This is a genomic window from Duganella levis (assembly GCF_009857605.1).
Classification (GTDB): domain Bacteria; phylum Pseudomonadota; class Gammaproteobacteria; order Burkholderiales; family Burkholderiaceae_D; genus Rugamonas; species Rugamonas levis.
In genome coordinates, this window is sequence record NZ_WWCT01000002.1 from 356718 (window position 1) to 375221 (window position 18504).

The 18504-nt window shown below is 60.9% G+C and carries 20 protein-coding genes; 14 read left to right on the plus strand and 6 right to left on the minus strand.

The window, feature by feature from the left end:
* Positions 1-10: 10 nt before the first annotated feature.
* The 13 genes from nuoG to ispF all read left to right on the plus strand — a co-directional run bounded on the left by nuoG (position 11) and on the right by ispF (position 12935).
* Entirely contained in the window at positions 11-2329 is a 2319-nt protein-coding gene (nuoG, locus tag GTP69_RS04595) for an NADH-quinone oxidoreductase subunit NuoG (protein ID WP_161053759.1), read from the plus strand.
* A complete protein-coding gene (gene nuoH / locus GTP69_RS04600; RefSeq protein ID WP_161053760.1) occupies positions 2329-3414 on the plus strand; it encodes an NADH-quinone oxidoreductase subunit NuoH in 1086 nt (361 codons plus the stop codon). Before nuoG ends, nuoH begins: the two co-directional genes overlap by 1 nt.
* Positions 3415-3426: 12 nt before the next feature.
* Entirely contained in the window at positions 3427-3915 is a 489-nt protein-coding gene (nuoI, locus tag GTP69_RS04605) for an NADH-quinone oxidoreductase subunit NuoI (RefSeq protein ID WP_110848932.1), read from the plus strand.
* Positions 3916-3989: 74 nt separating this feature from the next.
* Positions 3990-4631, plus strand: a complete 642-nt coding sequence (locus tag GTP69_RS04610) for an NADH-quinone oxidoreductase subunit J (protein ID WP_161053761.1) — start codon at positions 3990-3992, stop codon at positions 4629-4631.
* Positions 4628-4936, plus strand: a complete 309-nt coding sequence (nuoK, locus tag GTP69_RS04615) for an NADH-quinone oxidoreductase subunit NuoK (protein WP_110848930.1) — start codon at positions 4628-4630, stop codon at positions 4934-4936. Before GTP69_RS04610 ends, nuoK begins: the two co-directional genes overlap by 4 nt.
* 36 nt (positions 4937-4972) lie before the next feature.
* Positions 4973-7060 carry an NADH-quinone oxidoreductase subunit L gene (gene nuoL, locus GTP69_RS04620; RefSeq protein ID WP_161053762.1) on the plus strand — a complete coding sequence of 696 codons (2088 nt, stop codon included), beginning with the start codon at positions 4973-4975 and terminating at the stop codon, positions 7058-7060.
* 31 nt (positions 7061-7091) lie between these two features.
* The gene (locus GTP69_RS04625) at positions 7092-8603 is read left to right on the plus strand and encodes an NADH-quinone oxidoreductase subunit M (protein WP_161053763.1); all 1512 of its coding nucleotides are present in this window, start codon (positions 7092-7094) and stop codon (positions 8601-8603) included.
* A gap of 21 nt (positions 8604-8624) precedes the next feature.
* Positions 8625-10130, plus strand: a complete 1506-nt coding sequence (gene nuoN / locus GTP69_RS04630; RefSeq protein ID WP_161053764.1) for an NADH-quinone oxidoreductase subunit NuoN — start codon at positions 8625-8627, stop codon at positions 10128-10130.
* Entirely contained in the window at positions 10130-10435 is a 306-nt protein-coding gene (locus GTP69_RS04635; protein WP_161053765.1) for a DUF2818 family protein, read from the plus strand. Before nuoN ends, GTP69_RS04635 begins: the two co-directional genes overlap by 1 nt.
* A 34-nt stretch (positions 10436-10469) precedes the next feature.
* Positions 10470-11021, plus strand: a complete 552-nt coding sequence (locus GTP69_RS04640) for an NUDIX domain-containing protein (protein ID WP_161053766.1) — start codon at positions 10470-10472, stop codon at positions 11019-11021.
* Entirely contained in the window at positions 11018-11707 is a 690-nt protein-coding gene (locus GTP69_RS04645) for a hypothetical protein (protein WP_161053767.1), read from the plus strand. The genes GTP69_RS04640 and GTP69_RS04645 overlap by 4 nt, the downstream gene beginning before the upstream one ends.
* An 8-nt stretch (positions 11708-11715) precedes the next feature.
* A complete protein-coding gene (gene ispD / locus GTP69_RS04650) occupies positions 11716-12444 on the plus strand; it encodes a 2-C-methyl-D-erythritol 4-phosphate cytidylyltransferase (protein ID WP_161053768.1) in 729 nt (242 codons plus the stop codon).
* 2 nt (positions 12445-12446) lie between these two features.
* Complete coding sequence (gene ispF, locus GTP69_RS04655) at positions 12447-12935, plus strand: 2-C-methyl-D-erythritol 2,4-cyclodiphosphate synthase (RefSeq protein WP_161053769.1); 489 nt, start codon at positions 12447-12449, stop codon at positions 12933-12935.
* Here the strand turns inward: ispF and GTP69_RS31030 are convergent.
* A complete protein-coding gene (locus tag GTP69_RS31030; RefSeq protein ID WP_202424288.1) occupies positions 12875-13375 on the minus strand; it encodes a DUF433 domain-containing protein in 501 nt (166 codons plus the stop codon). The two genes, ispF and GTP69_RS31030, sit on opposite strands and share 61 nt — an antisense overlap.
* The gene (locus GTP69_RS31810; protein WP_161053770.1) at positions 13302-13577 is read right to left on the minus strand and encodes a BrnT family toxin; all 276 of its coding nucleotides are present in this window, start codon (positions 13575-13577) and stop codon (positions 13302-13304) included. Before GTP69_RS31810 ends, GTP69_RS31030 begins: the two co-directional genes overlap by 74 nt.
* Before the next feature lie 210 nt (positions 13578-13787).
* Here GTP69_RS31810 and GTP69_RS04670 point away from each other — a divergent pair, with 210 nt between their 5' ends.
* Positions 13788-14390 carry a DUF6624 domain-containing protein gene (locus GTP69_RS04670; protein ID WP_161053771.1) on the plus strand — a complete coding sequence of 201 codons (603 nt, stop codon included), beginning with the start codon at positions 13788-13790 and terminating at the stop codon, positions 14388-14390.
* 5 nt (positions 14391-14395) lie between these two features.
* Here the strand turns inward: GTP69_RS04670 and GTP69_RS04675 are convergent, their stop codons facing one another.
* The 4 genes from GTP69_RS04675 to GTP69_RS04690 form a co-directional block, all read right to left on the minus strand.
* Positions 14396-14812, minus strand: coding sequence for a hypothetical protein (locus tag GTP69_RS04675; protein WP_161053772.1), 417 nt, complete (start codon positions 14810-14812; stop codon positions 14396-14398).
* A 56-nt stretch (positions 14813-14868) separates the two neighbouring features.
* Positions 14869-16794, minus strand: a complete 1926-nt coding sequence (locus GTP69_RS04680; RefSeq protein ID WP_161053773.1) for a M61 family metallopeptidase — start codon at positions 16792-16794, stop codon at positions 14869-14871.
* 80 nt (positions 16795-16874) lie between these two features.
* Entirely contained in the window at positions 16875-17600 is a 726-nt protein-coding gene (locus GTP69_RS04685; RefSeq protein ID WP_161053774.1) for an SDR family oxidoreductase, read from the minus strand.
* Positions 17597-18463, minus strand: a complete 867-nt coding sequence (locus GTP69_RS04690; RefSeq protein ID WP_161053775.1) for an NAD(P)H-binding protein — start codon at positions 18461-18463, stop codon at positions 17597-17599. The genes GTP69_RS04685 and GTP69_RS04690 overlap by 4 nt, the downstream gene beginning before the upstream one ends.
* Positions 18464-18504 lie beyond the last annotated feature (41 nt).

Genomic DNA, 18504 nt, shown 5'->3' on the forward strand with positions numbered 1-18504 from the left:
AACGATCACCATGGTTGAAATCGAAATAGACGGCAAAAAAGTCGAAGTCCCTGCTGGTAGCATGGTGATGGACGCCGCCAACAAATTGGGAACCTACATTCCGCACTTCTGCTATCACAAGAAATTGTCGATCGCGGCAAACTGCCGGATGTGCCTCGTCGAAGTGGAAAAGGCGCCCAAGCCTTTGCCAGCATGCGCAACGCCGGTCTCGGCCGGCATGATTGTGCATTCCCACTCCGACAAGGCCGTCCAGGCACAGAAGTCGGTGATGGAGTTCCTGCTGATTAACCACCCGCTGGATTGCCCGATCTGCGATCAGGGCGGCGAGTGCCAGCTGCAAGACTTGGCAGTGGGCTACGGCAAGGGCGAATCGCGCTACGAAGAAGACAAGCGCGTCGTGACACCGAAAGACGCCGGCCCGCTGGTGTCGATGCAGGAAATGGCCCGTTGCATCCAGTGCACCCGTTGCGTACGTTTCGGCCAGGAAGTGGCCGGCGTGATGGAGCTGGGCATGATCGGCCGCGGCGAACACTCGGAAATCACCGCGTTCGTCGGCCAGACCGTCAACTCGGAAATGTCCGGCAATATGATCGACCTGTGCCCGGTAGGCGCACTGACGTCGAAGCCGTTCCGTTACAGCGCCCGTTCGTGGGAACTGTCGCGCCGCAAATCGGTCTCGCCGCACGACGGCCTGGGCGCCAACCTGATCGTTCAGGTCAAGGGCGGCAAGGTCAAGCGCGTGCTGCCGCTGGAAAACGACGCCGTCAACGAGTGCTGGATTTCCGACAAGGACCGCTTCTCGTATGAAGGCCTGGACACCACCGACCGCCTGACTCAGCCGATGCTGAAGCAGGGCGGCGAGTGGAAAGAAGTCGACTGGCAAACCGCGCTGGAATACGTGGCGCACGGCCTGAAAAACATCAAGCACGAACACGGCGCCAACGCCATCGCTGCTGTGGCCACGCCGCACTCGACGCTGGAAGAACTGCACCTGCTGCAAAAAGTCGTGCGCGGCCTGGGTTCAGACAGTGTGGACACCCGTCTGCGTCACAGCGATTTCTCGCTGGACGTGACCCCATGGCTGGGCATGTCGATCACCGAATTCGGCGCGCTGAACCGCGCCTTCGTGATCGGCTCGTTCCTGCGTAAGGATCACCCGCTGCTGGCCACCCGTCTGCGTACCGCGATCAAGGGCGGCGCCAAGCTGTCGCTGCTGAGCGCGACCGACGACGACCTGCTGATGAACGTCGCCAACAAACTGATCGTTGCTCCGTCGGAGTGGCTGTCGGCGCTGTCGCAAGTGGTGGTTGCTGTTGCCAAGGCCAAGGAAGTGGCGGCTCCGGCCGGCTTCGAAGGCGTACAAGCTTCGGACGCTGCCGCCGCCATCGCTGCTTCGTTGCTGTCGGGCGAGAACAAGGGCGTGTTCCTGGGTAACGCTGCGGCACAACATCCGCAAGCTGGCGCGCTGCACGCTGCCGCCCAATGGATCGCGGAACAGACCGGCGCCAAGCTGGGCTACCTGACCGAAGCCGCCAACACCGTCGGCGCCTATGTGGTCAACGCCAACGCCGGCAAAGCGCCAGTCTTCACCGAAGCCAAATCGGCCTACGTGCTGCTGAACGCCGAGCCAGAACTGGACGCGCACAACCCGCAAGCCGCTATCGCCGCGCTGAACAAGGCCGAGATGGTCGTAGTACTGTCGGCCTTCAAACACGGTCTGGACTACGCCGACGTGCTGCTGCCGGTATCGCCATTCAGCGAAACCTCGGGCACCTTCGTCAACGCCGAAGGCCGCGCGCAAAGCTTCAACGCGACCGTCAAGCCGCTGCTGGAAACCCGTCCAGCCTGGAAAGTGCTGCGCGTACTGGGCAACATCCTGGGCCTGACCGGCTTCGACTACGACACCTCGGAAGCGGTGCGCAACGAAGTGCTGGGCGCCGATGTGTTCGACGTTTCGGCCAAGCTGAACAACGTATCGAAACTGCCACTGGCCGCTTCGACCGTTGCTTCGACTGGCCCGGAACGTATCGCCGACGTGCCGATCTACTTCGCCGACGCCGTGGTGCGCCGCGCCGAATCGCTGCAAAAAATGGCCGACAGCGCCGCGCCGCAAGCGCACCTGTCGAGCGCACTGGCGCAGCAACTGGGCGTGGCCGCTGGCGACAAGGTCAAGGTCACCCAAGGTTCCGGCAGCGCGATCCTGGTCGCCGCTGTTGACGCCAAACTGCCTGCCAACGCCGTGCGCGTGGCCGCTGCTCACGCATCGACCGCCGCCCTGGGCAGCATGTTCGGTTCCATTACCGTAGAAAAAGCAGGAGAGGGGAAATAATGGCTCTGCCTGAATTCGTCACATCGCTTTACACGCTGGGCGAAACCAGCGTGCTGGCGCCGGTCTGGCCGCTGGTCTGGTCGCTGATCAAAGTCCTGTGCGTGCTGTTGCCGCTGATGGGCCTGGTCGCTTACGCCACCCTGTGGGAACGCAAGTTCATCGGCTGGATCCAGATCCGCGTCGGTCCTAACCGCGTCGGTCCGCTGGGCCTGTTGCAGCCGATCGCCGATGCGCTGAAACTGCTGTTCAAAGAGATCATCACCCCGGCCAAGGCCAACCCTGGCTTGTTCGTGATCGGTCCGATCATGACCATCATGCCGGCGCTGGCTTGCTGGTCGGTGGTGCCGTTCGGTCCACAGGCGGTGATCGCCAACGTCAACGCCGGCTTGCTGCTGCTGATGGCGATTACCTCGATGGAAGTCTACGGCATCATCATCGCCGGCTGGGCGTCGAACTCGAAGTACTCGTTCATGGGCGCGATGCGCGCCTCGGCCCAGATGATTTCCTACGAAATCCCGATGGGCTTCGTACTGGTGGTGGTGCTGATGGTGTCCGGTTCGCTGAACTTCGGCGACATCGTCGCCGGCCAGCAGAAGGGCATGTTCGTCGAGCACGGCATCAACTTCCTGTCGTGGAACTGGCTGCCACTGCTGCCGCTGTTCGTGGTGTACCTGACCTCCGGCCTGGCCGAGTGCAACCGTCACCCGTTCGACGTGGTCGAGGGCGAGTCGGAGATCGTTGCCGGTCACATGGTGGAATACTCGGGTATGGCCTACGCCATGTTCATGCTGGCCGAATACGCCAACATGATCCTGATCGCCACGCTGGGTTCGATCATGTTCCTGGGCGGCTGGTCCGCACCGTTCGCTGCGCTGGAATTCTGGGGCGGTTTCGGCGGCTTCTTCTGGTTGTTCGCGAAAGCGTTCTTCCTGGTGTCGGTCTTCATCTGGGTACGCGGTACTTTCCCACGCTACCGTTACGACCAGATCATGCGTTTGGGCTGGAAAGTGTTCATCCCGCTGACCCTGGTTTACCTGGTGTTCATCGCTGGCTGGATGCAGACCTCCTGGAATATCTGGAAGTAAGGAATAGAGACTATGGAACGTTTAAAAGACTTTATCGGCAGCTTCATGCTGACCGAGCTGATCAAAGGGATGGCGCTGACGGGCAAGTATATGTTCTCGCGCAAGATCACCGTGCAGTACCCGGAAGAGAAGACGCCGATGTCGCCGCGCTTCCGTGGCCTGCACGCGCTGCGCCGCTACCCGAATGGGGAAGAGCGCTGCATCGCCTGCAAACTGTGTGAAGCAGTGTGCCCGGCGATGGCGATCACCATCGAATCCGAGCAACGTGCGGACGGCTCGCGCCGGACCACCCGTTACGACATCGACCTGACCAAGTGCATCTTCTGCGGTTTCTGCGAAGAGTCGTGCCCGGTCGATTCGATTGTGGAAACGCATGTGCTGGAATACCACGGCGAGAAACGCGGCGATCTGTACTACACGAAAGAGATGCTGCTGGCCGTAGGCGATCGTTACGAAGACGATATCGCCGCAGCCCGCGCAGCGGACGCTCCTTATCGCTGACCCAAGCGGGCCGAACTTCGGTGAGGCCCGCGTTAGCGATCTGATCAATAAACTGTACGTCTCTTGGGTTAGTTATGGAATTTAAAACTGCTTTGTTCTACGTCTTCGCAGCCATCATGATTTTGGCTGCGACGCGCGTTATCACGGCCCGCAATCCGGTGCACGCGGCACTGTTCCTGGTGCTGGCGTTCTTCAACGCCGCCGGCATCTGGATGCTGCTGGAAGCCGAGTTCCTGGCGATTGTGCTGGTGCTGGTCTACGTCGGCGCCGTCATGGTGCTGTTCCTGTTCGTGGTGATGATGCTGGACATCGACACCGAAAAGCTGCGCGAGAACTTCTGGGGTTACCTGCCGGTCGCTTCCTTCGTCGGCGTGATCATCGTGCTGGAAATGGCTGCCGTGCTGTGGCGCTCGTTCCTGTCGTTCGACCCGCGTCCTGCGGCTGGCGCCAATATCGGCGGCACCAAGGAGCTGGGCCTGCTGATCTACACCAAATACATCTATGGCTTTGAAATCGCCGCCGTGGTCCTGCTGGTGGCGATCATCGCCGCCGTGGCACTGACCCTGCGCAAGCGCAAAGACACCAAACACTTCGACCCAGCCGACGCCGTCCGCGTCAAGCGCAATGACCGCCTGAAGATCGTCAAGATCGCGCCGGTCAGCGCGCGCGCAGCAGGCGCGGCTGGAGTTGATTCGGAAGTTAAGGAGGCACCATGACTTTATCCCTGGCTCACTACCTCGTCCTGGGCGCGATCCTGTTCGCGATCTCGATCGTGGGTATTTTCCTGAACCGCAAGAACATCATCATTATCCTGATGGCCATCGAACTGATGCTGCTGGCAGTGAATATGAATTTCATCGCGTTCTCGCATTACCTCGGTGATGCGGCAGGTCAGATCTTTGTCTTCTTCATTTTGACCGTTGCGGCCGCCGAATCGGCAATTGGCCTCGCGATCCTGGTGGTGCTGTTCCGTAATCTGGACACCATCAACGTCGAAGACCTGGACAGCCTCAAGGGCTAATTTTAACCTCACGAAAAATAACGATTAAGGTTCATCATGGCGGTTACTCTTAACCCTAATCTCCTGCTGGTCGTACCACTGGCGCCCCTCGCGGGCGCGGCGGTGGCGGGCTTGTTGGGAACGAAATTCTTCGGCAACGTGGTCGGTCGCAAGACCTCGACCGCGGCGACCATCCTGGGCGTGCTGGTGGCATTCATCATTTCGGCGATGACGCTGAACGACGTGCTCAACGGCGCAACCTTCAACGGCACCATCTACAACTGGATGACCGTGGCCGGCATGAAAATGGAAGTCGGCTTCCAGATCGACTCGCTGTCGGCGATGATGATGTGCGTGGTGACCTTTGTGTCGCTGATGGTGCACATCTACACCATCGGCTACATGGCGGAAGACGAAGGCTACAACCGCTTCTTCTCGTACATCTCGCTGTTCACCTTCTCCATGCTGATGCTGGTGATGTCGAACAACTTCCTGCAACTGTTCTTCGGCTGGGAAGCCGTGGGCCTGGTGTCGTACCTGCTGATCGGCTTCTGGTACACCCGTCCGACCGCGATCTTCGCCAACATGAAGGCCTTCCTGGTCAACCGTGTGGGTGACTTCGGCTTCATCCTGGGTATCGGCCTGCTGCTGGCCTACGGTGGTTCGATGAACTACCAGGACGTGTTCGCCAAGCGCGAAGCGCTGGCTCTGCTGACTCTGCCAGGCACCGACTGGATGCTGCTGACCGTCGCCTGTATCTGCCTGTTCATCGGCGCGATGGGTAAATCGGCGCAGTTCCCGCTGCACGTCTGGCTGCCAGACTCGATGGAAGGTCCAACCCCGATTTCCGCACTGATCCACGCGGCAACCATGGTTACCGCCGGCATCTTCATGGTGTCGCGCATGTCGCCGCTGTTCGAGCTGTCGGACACTGCACTGAGCTTCATCCTGGTGATCGGTTCGATTACCGCGCTGTTCATGGGCTTCCTGGGCATCATCCAGAACGACATCAAGCGCGTGGTGGCTTACTCGACGCTGTCGCAGCTGGGCTACATGACCGTTGCGCTGGGTTCGTCGGCTTACTCGGTGGCCGTATTCCACCTGATGACCCACGCCTTCTTCAAGGCACTGCTGTTCCTGGGCGCCGGTTCGGTCATCATCGGCATGCACCACGACCAGGACATCCGCAACATGGGCGGCCTGCGTAAATACATGCCGATCACCTGGATCACTTCGCTGCTGGGTTCGCTGGCTCTGATCGGTACGCCGTTCTTCTCGGGCTTCTACTCGAAAGACTCGATCATCGAAGCAGTGGGCGAGACCCATATCTGGGGCGCCGGCTTCGCACAGTTCGCCGTACTGGCGGGCGTGTTCGTGACCGCGTTCTACTCGTTCCGTATGTACTTCCTGGTGTTCCACGGTAAAGAGCGTTTCGGCCAGGCCCACGCGCATGGTCATGACGACCACCATGCCGCCGCGCACGACGACCACGCTCACGATTCCGACGCGCACCATGAGGAAGAGGAAGACGACCACGCTCACCACGGTCTGGCCCCAGGTCAGAAACCGCATGAGTCGCCATTCGTGGTCTGGTTCCCGCTGGTCATGCTGGCCATCCCATCGGTCATCATCGGCGCGCTGACCATCGGCCCGATGCTGTTCGGCGACTTCTTCAAAGGCGTGATCTTCATCGGTGAAAACCACAAGGCGATGGAACTGCTGGGCGAGGAATACCACGGCCCAGTGGCCATGGCGATCCACTCCCTGACCTCGCTGCCGCTGTGGCTGGCGATCGCCGGCGTGGCCGCTTCGTACTACTGCTACATGATCAATCCACGCGTACCGGCATGGTTCTTCGCCAAGTTCAAGGCAGTGCACACGCTGCTGGACAACAAGTACTACCTGGATAAATTCAACCAGGTGGTGTTTGCAGGCGGCGCCCGTCTGCTGGGCGAAGGCCTGTGGAACTTCGGCGACAAGAAACTGATCGACGGCCTGCTGGTCAACGGCAGCGCCAAAGTAGTTGGCTGGTTCTCGACGCTGACCCGCCTGGCGCAGACTGGTTACATCTACCACTATGCGTTCGTCATGATCCTCGGCATTCTGGGGTTCCTGGTCTACTTCCTGCCGTTTTGGCACGCTTAATTAGCTGATACGCAAAGAGATAACGATAACCATGATGCAGCAAACCATATCTACTCTACCTCCGTACCTGAGCCTGGCGATCTGGCTCCCGATTATCTTCGGCCTGATCGTCCTGGCAGTAGGGCGCGACAGCAACGCCGGCTTTACCCGCGTGCTGACGCTGATCGCGTCCATCGTCAGCTTCGGCGCGACGATTCCGCTGGTCACGCACTTTGACAACGCCGCGCACGGCATGCAGTTCGTCGAGAAATCGGCGTGGATCGAACGCTTCAACATCTTCTACTCGCTGGGCATCGACGGCCTGTCGCTGTGGTTCGTGCCGCTGACCGCCTTCATCACCATCATCGTGGTGATCTCGGCCTGGCAAGTGATCCAGAAACGCGTGGCCCAGTACATGGGCGCGTTCCTGATCCTGTCCGGCCTGATGATCGGCGTGTTCTGCGCCATGGACGGCCTGCTGTTCTACTTCTTCTTCGAAGCGACCCTGATCCCGATGTACATCATCATCGGTATCTGGGGCGGCGACAACCGCGTCTACGCCTCGTTCAAGTTCTTCCTGTACACCTTCTTCGGTTCGCTGCTGACGCTGGTTGCCATCATCTACCTGTACAAAGTATCGGGTAGCTGGGACATCCTGTACTGGCACAAAACGCCGCTGACGATGACCGAGCAGGTGGCCATCTTCTTCGCCTTCTTCATGGCGTTCGCCGTCAAAGTGCCGATGTTCCCGGTCCACACCTGGCTGCCGGACGTCCACGTGGAAGCGCCAACCGGCGGTTCCGCCGTGCTGGCCGCGATCATGCTGAAACTGGGCGCGTACGGCTTCATCCGCTTCTCGCTGCCGATCACCCCGGACGCATCGCACTACCTGTCGGGCTTTGTCATCACCCTGTCGCTGATCGCCGTGATCTACGTCGGCCTGGTGGCGCTGGTACAGAAAGACATGAAAAAGCTGGTCGCCTACTCGTCGATCGCGCACATGGGCTTTGTCACCCTGGGCTTCTTCGTCTTCAACGCCATGGCCACCCAGGGCGCCATCATGCAAATGATCTCGCACGGCTTCGTGTCGGCCGCGATGTTCCTGTGCATCGGCGTACTGTACGACCAGGCGCACTCGCGCCAGATCGCCGACTACGGTGGTGTGGTCAACAAGATGCCGCGTTTCGCCGCCTTCTTTATCCTGTTCTCGATGGCCAACTGCGGCCTGCCAGCGACCTCCGGTTTCGTCGGCGAGTTCATGGTGATCCTGGGCGCTACCCAGTACAACTTCTGGATCGGCCTGCTGGCAGCCACCGCGCTGATCTTCGGCGCAGCGTACTCGCTGTGGATGGCGAAGCGCGTCATCTTCGGCAAAGTGGCCAACCACCACGTCGCCGAGCTGGTTGATCTGAATGGCCGTGAATTCCTGATGCTGGGCATTCTGGCAGTCTGCGTGCTGGCCATGGGCCTGTACCCAGCCCCATTCACCGACACCATGCAAACCTCGGTTGCGGACCTGCTGGCACACGTTGCACAGAGCAAGCTGCCGTTCCCGGCGCATTAAGAAGAAAACGGAAACGCATAAATGACTACACCTATTCCACAAGAGGCCGTGAACCTGGTCCCGGCCTACGCCGAGATCGCGTTATTGATCGGCGCCTCGGCGATCCTGCTGATCGATATGTTCCTGACCAAGGCGCAGCGTTCGTTCACCTACGCGCTGTCGCTGCTGATGCTGGTGGTCCTGGCCGGCATCAGCTACCACGACTACGCCGCCGGCACGACGACCTATACCTTCCACGGTATGTTCGTCTCCGATCCGATGGCCAACCTGCTGAAACTGTTCACCTACCTGACCGTGGGCATGACGCTGGTGTATTCGCGCCAGTACGCGGCCGACCGCGACATGCTGAGCGGTAACCTGGGCGGCGAGTTCTACGTGCTGGCGCTGTTCGCCATGATGGGCCAGATGGTGATGATCTCGGGTTCCAACCTGCTGTCGATCTACCTGGGCGTGGAACTGATGTCGCTGTCGCTGTACGCACTGGTGGCGATCCGTCGCGACAACGTGCGCGCTACCGAAGCGGCGATGAAATACTTCGTGCTGGGCGCGCTGGCGTCGGGCTTCCTGCTGTACGGTATGTCGATGCTGTACGGCGCGACCGGCACCCTGGACATCGCCCAGATCTCGGCGGCGGCAGCCAGCGGCACCATCAACAAGACCATCCTGATCTTCGGCCTGGTGTTCCTGGTAGCCGGCCTGGCGTTCAAACTGGGCGCCGTGCCATTCCATATGTGGGTACCGGACGTCTACGACGGTTCGCCAACCGCCGTGACCCTGCTGCTGGGCGGCGCACCGAAAATCGCCACCTTCGCGATCTGCATCCGCCTGCTGGTGGAAGGCCTGATGCCAATGGCATTCGACTGGCAGCAAATGCTGCTGGTGCTGGCCGTGCTGTCGCTGGCCATCGGTAACCTGACCGCGATCGCCCAGACCAACATCAAGCGTATGCTGGCGTACTCGACCATCGCGCAAATCGGCTTCGTGCTGCTGGGCCTGCTGTCGGGCGTGGCGGGCACCACCGACGTGAGCGGCCGCGACGCTGCCTACAGCGCCTCGATGTACTACGTGATCACCTACGTGCTGACCACGGTCGGTACCTTCGGCACGCTGATGCTGGCGTCGCGCGCAGGCTTCGACGCCGACAACCTGGCCGACTTCAAGGGCCTGAGCAAGCGTAACGGCTGGTTCGCGCTGGTGATGACCATCCTGCTGTTCTCGCTGGCCGGCGTGCCACCGATGATGGGCTTTGCCGCCAAGTTCGCCGTTCTGAACTCGGTGCTGGCCACCGGCCAACTGTGGCTGACCATCTTCGCCGTGATGTTCTCGCTGATCGGTGCGTTCTACTACCTGCGCGTCATCAAGACCATGTGGTTTGACGAGCCGGTCGATACCGCGCCGATCGTCGCCCCGTTCGACATGAAGCTGGTACTGAGCATCAACGGCCTGGCCGTTGTGGCGCTGGGCATCATGCCAGAAGGCATGCTGAAAGCCTGCCTGGCCGCCATCAAAGCGACCCTCGCGACCTGATGGATACCTCCACCGCCGGCTGGTTGGTGATCGCGGTTGCACTCGCGGCCGCCAACCTGCCGTTCTTCAACGACCGCCTGTTCGCCGTGGTCGGCGCCAAATGGCAGCGCAAGCCGCTGGTCATCCGGCTGCTGGAAATGACGGCGCTGTACATGGTGGTTGGCTTTATTGGCTTCGCCCTCGAAGCCAATATCGGCGTCCGCTTCCCGCAGACGTGGGAGTTCTACGCGATCTCCGGCTGCCTGTTTGTCGTTCTCGGTTTTCCGGGATTCATCGTCCGTTACCTGCGCAAGCCTCACGGCTGATACACTATCGTTCTCATACGATCGTGGAGCAGGGATGGACAACCTCAAAGAAACGCGCATCGACGGTGAACTGGTCTACAACGGCCATTTCCTGAAGGTGCAGCGCGACATCATAGAACTCCCCAACGGCAAGCGCACCAAGCGCGAATACATCCTGCACCCCGGTGCAGTGGTGATTCTGCCGCTGCTGGACGACGGCACGGTGCTGATGGAGCGCCAATATCGCTACCCATTGCATGACGTCTTCATCGAATTCCCGGCCGGGAAAATCGACAAGGGTGAAGACCCGCTGGTCGCCGCCAAGCGCGAGCTGGAAGAAGAAACCGGCTACACCGGCGGCGAATGGCAGTTCGTCAGCAAGATCCACAACGCCATTGCCTACTCCGACGAGTACCTGGACCTGTACTTGGCGCGCGGCCTGAAAGCCGGTCCGGCCAAACTGGATGAAGGCGAATTCCTCGAAACCTTCACCGCCAGCATCGACGAACTGCTGCAATGGGTCCGCGAAGGCAAGATCACCGACGTCAAAACCGTGATCGGCATCTTCTGGCTGGACAAGCTGCGCGCGGGCGACTGGAAGCTATGAAACTGTGGATGGCGTGCGCGCTGCTGCTTGCCGCTGGTAGCGCGCAGGCGGCGCAGCAACGCACGCCATTCCAGATCCGCTGCGAAGATACGATCAGCAAGACGGTGTCGGTGCTGTCGTCGCAGCAGAACGGCTTCACCATCAACAACCAGCTGCCATACCGCGCACTGACCGCGCGCACCGGCAGCATGGACAACCGCATGCAGACGCTGGGACTGACCGTCACCAAAGGCATCTACCGCGCCACGCTGGGCGGACCGATTCTGCAAGACCCGGCCAGCGGCTACGAATGCGTGGCGCCGCGCGTGACCATCCAGCTGAATTATTCGCCGGTGTTGATCTACGTTGGCAACGAGTTTGCGCCGGGCACCTGCGCCTACAAGGAAATCCTGACGCACGAGCAGCGCCACCTGAAGGCCTATATGGACAATCTGGCGCGGGTGGAGAAAGTGGTAACGGCGGCGTTGAACAAGCGCTTCGCCGGACAGCCGATGTACGCGCCGTCCGGCACCGCCATGTCGGCGCTGGAGCACGAGATTAACGGTACCTGGTTCCCGTTCATCCAGGCGGAATTCGACAAGGGCAAGATCGAACAGGCCAAGATCGACACGCCGCAGGAGTATGCGCGCCTGGCTCAGACCTGCAACGGCGAGATTGCGGCAATCGTAAATCGCCGCCGTAAATAGAGAAACTGATGACAGCAACAAATCAACCACCACCGCGCTACTTTGCGCTGCTGCCCGCCGCCGGCGTCGGCGCGCGCATGGCGGCGAACGGCCCCAAACAATACCTGACCGTCGGCGGCAAGCCGATGCTGCGGCACGCGGTGGACGCATTCCGCGCTTCCGCGCTGGTGACGCACACCTACGTCGTCGTCAGCCCGGACGATGGTGTGATCGATTCGGTGCTGCCGCCGGAGCTGGACGGCGTGACCGTGCTGCGCGTCGGTGGAGCCACGCGCATGGACTCGGTGCTGAACGGCTTGCGTGCGCTGGACGGTGTGCTCACCGGGAGTGATCTCGTCATGGTGCACGACGCCGCCCGTCCGGGCCTGACGCCCGCCCTGATCGCCAAGCTGATTCACGGTGTCGGCGGTGATCCGGCCGGCGGCCTGCTGGCGATGCCGGTGGTCGACACCATCAAGCGCAGCGCTCCCGCCACGGACGGCTCCAGCATCAGCGCTGCCACCGTGCCGCGCGACGGCCTGTGGGCGGCGCAGACGCCGCAGATGTTCAGCTACGCCTTGCTGCTGCGTGCCCTGGGCAGCGCGCCGGATGCCAACGCCATCACCGACGATGCCAGCGCGGTTGAAATGCTGGGCTACGCGCCGCGCCTGATTGAAGGCCATCCACGGAATTTAAAAGTAACGCTGCCAGCAGACATCCGCATCGCCGAGATGTACCTGGCTAACAAGGAAGACTAAACATGAGCAAACTCCCATTCCGCATCGGCCAAGGCTACGACTGCCACGCGCTGGTGGAAGGCCGCAAACTGATTATCGGCGGCGTCGACATCCCGCACCACGTCGGCCTGCTGGGCCACTCGGATGCCGACGTGCTGCTGCACGCCATTACCGACTCGATCCTGGGCGCCGCCGCCCTGGGCGACATCGGCAAACACTTCCCGGACACCGATCCAGAATTCAAAGGCGCCGACTCGCGCAAGCTGTTGAAGGAAGCTGCCAAGCGCGTGGTGGCCACTGGCTACAGTATCGGCAACATCGACTGCACCATCATCGCCCAGCGGCCGAAGATGGCGCCGCATATCCCATCGATGCGCGCCAACATCGCCGAGGATTTGGGCGTGGACATCAGCCAGGTCAACGTCAAAGCCAAGACCAATGAAAAGCTGGGTTATTTGGGACGCGAAGAGGGCATCGCTGCTGAATCCATCGCCTTGCTGATCGCCTCATAAAAAATCGTCGCATCGTTTTCCAGCACGGCGACCGCGACGTCGCGCGACACGGCGGGATAGTCATGGAGGAAGTCCGCCATCGGCCGTCCCGCCAACAAATAGTCGAACATCCGCTTGACCGGCACCAGCGTGTCTTTGAAAACTGGCATGCCGCCGAGGATGTCCGGCGCCATCTGAACCAATGGCGTAATCGATTTCATAAACGCCAGCACCTCCGGATCAAACGGATCCAGCGGCGATTGACGGGGCGGAATCACGCGGCCGTTAAAGTAATGTACCGGCTCACCAAAATACCTCGGATCATATTCCGGTCCGTCCTCATCAATGATGATTTCGTCGTCGTGATTGGGCATCGCATTAAGCCAGCTATCTTGATCGTCTAAGGTATCTTCTTGATTCTTGTCGAGTGGCTTTTCTGAATGAAATGATTCGTAGTCCATTGCGCCTCTCCGTGTAAGTGATGCATACGATCTGGGCGTTCCACCAGCCGTAAGCGTTGTAGCGTTGTTCGCCGTAGTCATGGCGGAAATCTTCAATGACGAGTGCTTCAGCTTCAAGCACAGCACAAGCGTCGGCGAAGTCCAGGCCGTGCTTGCACAGATTGCTCTTGCGCTTAGCTTCGTCCCACGTATAGATAGTCATTTCAGTGTAGCGGCTTGACGATATCCTTCAAGCGGACTGAAAAGCCAGCGGACTCAGGACATCTTCGCCATCGTCCGCCTGCTGTTTGACTCATCTTTAGTTTGGATCAAAGGTGCGTGATTTGATTCGTACAGCCTGGATATACGTCATGCTGAAGGCGGCATGCTATTCTTTAGGCGGGCAACAGGCTTGGATTTGGATAGGAGTTTTGTGAAGAATCGATTCATTTTTTTAGGCTGGTTGGTTTTCGCTTTGCAGGCCAGTGCGCAAACCATTCCTTGTGATGCCGTCAGTACCCGCTTGAACGAGCTGGCGGGCGCCGACCAGCAAATTCGGCAAGAGCTGCATCAACAGACCACTGTCGCTGAACAAGAGAGTGTGCAAAAACGCCAGATGATCATCGACGGCGAGAATCTGAAACAGCTGAAAGCGATCGTCGCAGCATGCGGCTGGCCCAAGACAACAAAGGACAGCCATGCTGCCTGGCTGCTAGCCCAGCATGCGGATAGCGACCTCGCTTTCCAACGTCGCGCAAAGGAATGGCTGGAAGCGTCAGTCAAAGCAGGCGTTGCCACTCCGCGCGACCTGGCCTACCTTGCCGACCGCATTGCCGCCAACGAAGGCCGCCCACAAGAATACGGGACGCAATTCTCGCTGACGGATCGCTGTCATCTGGTACTCGATCCGGTGGATGACCGCGAACTGGTCAACCGTCGCCGCCTGGCGATTGGGCTGCAAAGTCTGGAAGAATACGAGGCGGAAGGGCGACGGCGTTTTATTCCAGCCGATTGCCAATCAGGGCTCGGCCGCTGACCAACTTATTTTGGCGCTGCCGGAGCGGTCGCCACCGGAATGCCAAATGAGGCTTGTAGCGTCTCGTAGTGATCGATGTTCAGCGCGTCGCCGCCTTCGGTGAAGATCAGCCGGGCGCCGCCCTTGGTCACGAACTGGTCGGCGGTGGTGGGGAAAATCTCTACCGTGGGCTTGCCTCTCAGCCCCACATAGAAACGCCCGACCCGGCGGCTGAAGCGCACGATGTCGCCGTTGTTGAGCACATACTCGTATTCGAAGGCCTCGAAGTCCCGCGGCTCCATGTGGAAGCGCCGCGCCGTGACGGACACGCTCTCAATGGGACCGGGGGCGGTGGCAGCGCTGAGCGCTTGCTGCTGGGCAGACACGGACGCAACGGAAAAGCATAGCGCGACGGCCGCCAGGCTCAAATCAAAGACCTTCATAATAGCCTCCAATGAGTTAGTAAAAAGATACTATCTCATTGTGATGCAGTGCGCAATTATTTTCCGATGTCGCCGTCTTGTTGCAGGAGACTTTGCAGATGGTCTGCTGTGCCGGAAATCCGTTGAAGCTGTGGGTAGCGCAGTGAGTCGAAGTAGGCGATGCTGACGGTGTGCGATGCGCCGTCGGCGTCGAAGGACAGTCCGATTGGCTGTTTGCTGGTGGCGGCATCGCGGATGGCTTGTTTGAGAATATCGTCCGTGTACGGTTTGCCGGCGACGGCCGTCAGACGGGCGCCAAGGCTGATGCCGGCCTTGAACGCCGGGCCCTCCCACGCTACGCTTTTCACCGCGCCTTTTTTGCCGATCACCAGCCCCAGTGAAGTGGAGAGGTCAATGCCGCCCAGGTCCGCCTCGTGCTGCACGAAGAAGTCGGTCGGTTGGTCGGTGTACACCAGCTGATAACCGCCGCGCTTCAGGCCATCGAGCAAATGCGTGTCGTCATGCGCGTTCAGGCGCGTGTTGAAATAGGCCGCCCAGTTGTACGGCGCGATCCGGTTCAAGGCCTTGCAGACATCGTCGAAAGCGTAGGTGGAGATGGTGCGGGAATTCTGTCCCGCGCCGAAGAAGGCGGCGGCAAAATCGAGCATGCTTTTCCGGCCGCCGCTCAGCTCACGCAGCAGCATGTCCACGTCCAGCCATAGCATCACGCCTTCCGCGTAGTAGTCCTCGCGCCGCTGCCAGTCGCGCCAGTGGACTGGCTTGGCCGGCATGTACAGCGCATCGACGGTGCTGTCCTGTAGCGACTTCCACACGCGTCCCGGTCGATTCGCCATCAGCGCCGCATCGACCGCCAGCGCATCCAGGCTTTGCTCCATAGTGCGCAAGCCGAGGCGCCGCGACATCACGTGAGCCCAGAATTCGGTCTGGCCTTCGTACACCCACAGCAGGCTGCCGCGCATCGGCAGGTTCAGGTTGGGCGACCACAAATCGGCCGGCTGCCGCGTGCGGCCGTTCCACGAATGGATGAATTCATGCGCCACCAGATTGGCCATCAAGACCTGTTCGCCCGCATCGCGCGCGTAGTTGGCCGAGACGTTGATCTCGGTCGATTCCTGATGCTCCACGCCGCCGCCGGACGGCATCACGTCGGACAAGGACATCAGCAGATCGAAGTGGCGATAGTGCTGCGAGCGGAATAGTTGCGGGACGGCTGTCGCCATCGCGCGGAATTTTTCCACCAGCGCGGGCGGCAGGTCCAGCGCAGCTTCGTTATCGCCGAACATATTCAGGTGCACCGGGATGGCCGGTGCATTGGTCAGCTCCACACGTTTGTAGTAGCGGCCAGCGTACACCGGCGCGTCGGCCAGATCCTCGAAACTGGCGGTCTTGAACGAGACGCGATGGGCGTTGGCCTGCGCCGTCTCCAGCGAGGTGGCGAACTGGAAGCCGTCGGGCAGCGTCAATTCCGCCTGCACGCCGATATTGCGGATGAACCAGCCGGCAGGGTAGAGCGCCACCTTGGACCAGGGCAGGGTCAGCATGTCGCGCGAAATCAGTTTAGGGCCGTTCGCTGCCGGCAGGTACTGGAACTCCAGTTCCAGCGCACGCGCACCGGCGGGAACATCGATGTGAAACGCAAACGGGTTGACGACATCGCGCCGCCATTCCAGCCGGTGCGCGCCGGCCTTGATGATCAGGCCCGCCAGCGGCGCCGCTTCCTGCGTGGCCGAATGGCTGCCGTTTTCCCACTGCGGATACAGCAGCACCATGGCGCCAGACTTCTGAACCGGAATGGTCTCGCGCACGCGGAAGATTTTATGCACGCGGTCGGAAGCATCGACCTTGAGCGTGATGTCGCCTTTAAATGGAATATCGCGCGGCGCGGCAATGGCGGGAGCCGCAGGCGTCGGTTGCGGACCAACGCTGGCATATGCCGGAACCACGCAGGTCAAGGTAAGAAGAGGGAGCAGCAGCTTTTTCATTGCACGCCAAATGAAATCCATGGGATGCCAAGAGTATCTGGACGCCCGCGCGGTGTAAAGCCATCCGCGCGGGCGTTTACTTACACCAGCACGCCGCCGCCGTCGATGGTGTGGACCTGGCCGGTGGCGAAGCCGCTGGTCATCAGGAACAGGTAGGCCGCCGCCACATCTTCCGCCGAGCCGACGCGGCCTACCGGTAGTTTTGCGGCCAGGTCGGCGTACATGCGCTGGCAGGCTTCCTCCGTCATGCCGGACCACAGATTGGTCGCCACCACGCCTGGCGATACCGCATTGACGCGAATGGGCGCCAACTCCACCGCCAGCGCGCGCGTCAGGGCTTCAACCGCGCCGCACACGCTGGCGACCAGCGTCCAGTTGGCATGCGGCTTTTGTGCCGCAATGCCGGTGGTGAAGGTCAGCGAGCCTCCCGGCCGCAGGTTGCGCGCGCCGTATTTCGCCGCCGCCATCGCGCCCCAGTAGCGGATCTCGAACGCGGAACGCGCCGTCTGCAAATCGGTATCGGCCAGCGGCGCAAGCTGTAGCGAGTCGCCGGCGGTGTAGACCAGATGATCGAATGCGCCGCAGGTGTTAAAGAAATGCTCTATCGCGGTTTCGTCACGCAGATCCAGCGCACAGCCTTGCGCCTTGGGCCCGAGCATTGCCAGCGCTTTCTCGATGCGTGTCATCTGGCTGGAGACGATCATGACTTCCGCGTCCTCACGTAAGGCTTCACGCGCCACGGCGAGACCGAGCCCGGACGAAGCACCCAGCACGATCACGCGCTGACCGTACAGGCGGCCGCTCATGCCTGCACCCGTGCCAGCAGTCCGGCGACGGCCTGGTCTAGCGTGACGGTGCCTTTGTGCGACCCGCTTTCCCCTTTTTCGAACTCGATCCAGCCTTCGTTAAAGCCATCCAGCATTTGCATGCGCGGCGTTGGATTGGTCATGCCCTGCGCCGCAAACAGTTCGGCCCAGGTGTCGCGTGGCACGGCGCGCGCGCTCACTTCGCGGCCCAGCAGGCGGCTGAAGCTGGCGGCGATGTCGACAGGGCTGATGCGTTGCGGTCCTTCCAGTTCGACCACGCGGGTGCCTTGCCAGGTCTGTTGCAGCAGCTCGGCCGCCAGCGTGGAGATGTCGGCGCAGGCCACCATCGGCACCGGACGCTCCAGCGGTTGCAGGAAGCTGGCGATGCTGCCAGCGCGCGCCGATGGCACATCCCACTGGCAGTTCTCGATAAACCATGCGGCTCGCAGGAAGGTCACCGGCAGATCCAGCGTACCCAATTCTTGCTCCATGATGCCCAGCTGATTGAGCAGGTTGGGCTGCGTGGCTTGCGCGCCGATGGTCGACAGTACGACGACGCGTGACGGCCGCGCCGTCGCCAGTGCCTGGCGCAGGGCGGCGATGCTGCGGCGCGCCTGCGGAAAGCCTTCGGTTGGATCGAAGGTTGGTGGCAGCAGCACGAACACCGCATCGGCGCCGGTAAAGGCATGGGCCAGCGCATCGGCATCGTTGATGTCGGCCAGCGCTACCTCGGCGCCGTGGGCGGCCCAGGTCTGGCCTTTGGCTGCGTCACGCACCACGGCGCGCACGGGCAGGCCGGCGGCCAGTAATTGCTTGCCCAGCTCCGAGCCTACTTGTCCCGTAATACCGGTAATTGCATACATCTGATTCTCCTTGTGAAGTTGATGGGAGAATTTTGCTGCAA

What these genes read in the sequence shown, in the direction of transcription:
- nuoN (WP_161053764.1), top strand. Translation starts at nt 8,625, where the DNA reads ATGACTACACCTATTCCACAAGAGGCCGTGAACCTGGTCCCGGCCTAC.
- ispF (WP_161053769.1), top strand. Translation starts at nt 12,447, where the DNA reads ATGAGCAAACTCCCATTCCGCATCGGCCAAGGCTACGACTGCCACGCG.
- GTP69_RS04680 (WP_161053773.1), bottom strand. Translation starts at nt 16,794, where the DNA reads ATGAAAAAGCTGCTGCTCCCTCTTCTTACCTTGACCTGCGTGGTTCCG.
- ispD (WP_161053768.1), top strand. Translation starts at nt 11,716, where the DNA reads ATGACAGCAACAAATCAACCACCACCGCGCTACTTTGCGCTGCTGCCC.
- nuoH (WP_161053760.1), top strand. Translation starts at nt 2,329, where the DNA reads ATGGCTCTGCCTGAATTCGTCACATCGCTTTACACGCTGGGCGAAACC.
- GTP69_RS04610 (WP_161053761.1), top strand. Translation starts at nt 3,990, where the DNA reads ATGGAATTTAAAACTGCTTTGTTCTACGTCTTCGCAGCCATCATGATT.
- GTP69_RS04690 (WP_161053775.1), bottom strand. Translation starts at nt 18,463, where the DNA reads ATGTATGCAATTACCGGTATTACGGGACAAGTAGGCTCGGAGCTGGGC.
- nuoG (WP_161053759.1), top strand. Translation starts at nt 11, where the DNA reads ATGGTTGAAATCGAAATAGACGGCAAAAAAGTCGAAGTCCCTGCTGGT.
- nuoK (WP_110848930.1), top strand. Translation starts at nt 4,628, where the DNA reads ATGACTTTATCCCTGGCTCACTACCTCGTCCTGGGCGCGATCCTGTTC.
- GTP69_RS04625 (WP_161053763.1), top strand. Translation starts at nt 7,092, where the DNA reads ATGATGCAGCAAACCATATCTACTCTACCTCCGTACCTGAGCCTGGCG.
- nuoI (WP_110848932.1), top strand. Translation starts at nt 3,427, where the DNA reads ATGGAACGTTTAAAAGACTTTATCGGCAGCTTCATGCTGACCGAGCTG.
- GTP69_RS04685 (WP_161053774.1), bottom strand. Translation starts at nt 17,600, where the DNA reads ATGAGCGGCCGCCTGTACGGTCAGCGCGTGATCGTGCTGGGTGCTTCG.
- nuoL (WP_161053762.1), top strand. Translation starts at nt 4,973, where the DNA reads ATGGCGGTTACTCTTAACCCTAATCTCCTGCTGGTCGTACCACTGGCG.
- GTP69_RS31810 (WP_161053770.1), bottom strand. Translation starts at nt 13,577, where the DNA reads ATGACTATCTATACGTGGGACGAAGCTAAGCGCAAGAGCAATCTGTGC.
- GTP69_RS31030 (WP_202424288.1), bottom strand. Translation starts at nt 13,375, where the DNA reads ATGGACTACGAATCATTTCATTCAGAAAAGCCACTCGACAAGAATCAA.
- GTP69_RS04635 (WP_161053765.1), top strand. Translation starts at nt 10,130, where the DNA reads ATGGATACCTCCACCGCCGGCTGGTTGGTGATCGCGGTTGCACTCGCG.
- GTP69_RS04640 (WP_161053766.1), top strand. Translation starts at nt 10,470, where the DNA reads ATGGACAACCTCAAAGAAACGCGCATCGACGGTGAACTGGTCTACAAC.
- GTP69_RS04675 (WP_161053772.1), bottom strand. Translation starts at nt 14,812, where the DNA reads ATGAAGGTCTTTGATTTGAGCCTGGCGGCCGTCGCGCTATGCTTTTCC.
- GTP69_RS04645 (WP_161053767.1), top strand. Translation starts at nt 11,018, where the DNA reads ATGAAACTGTGGATGGCGTGCGCGCTGCTGCTTGCCGCTGGTAGCGCG.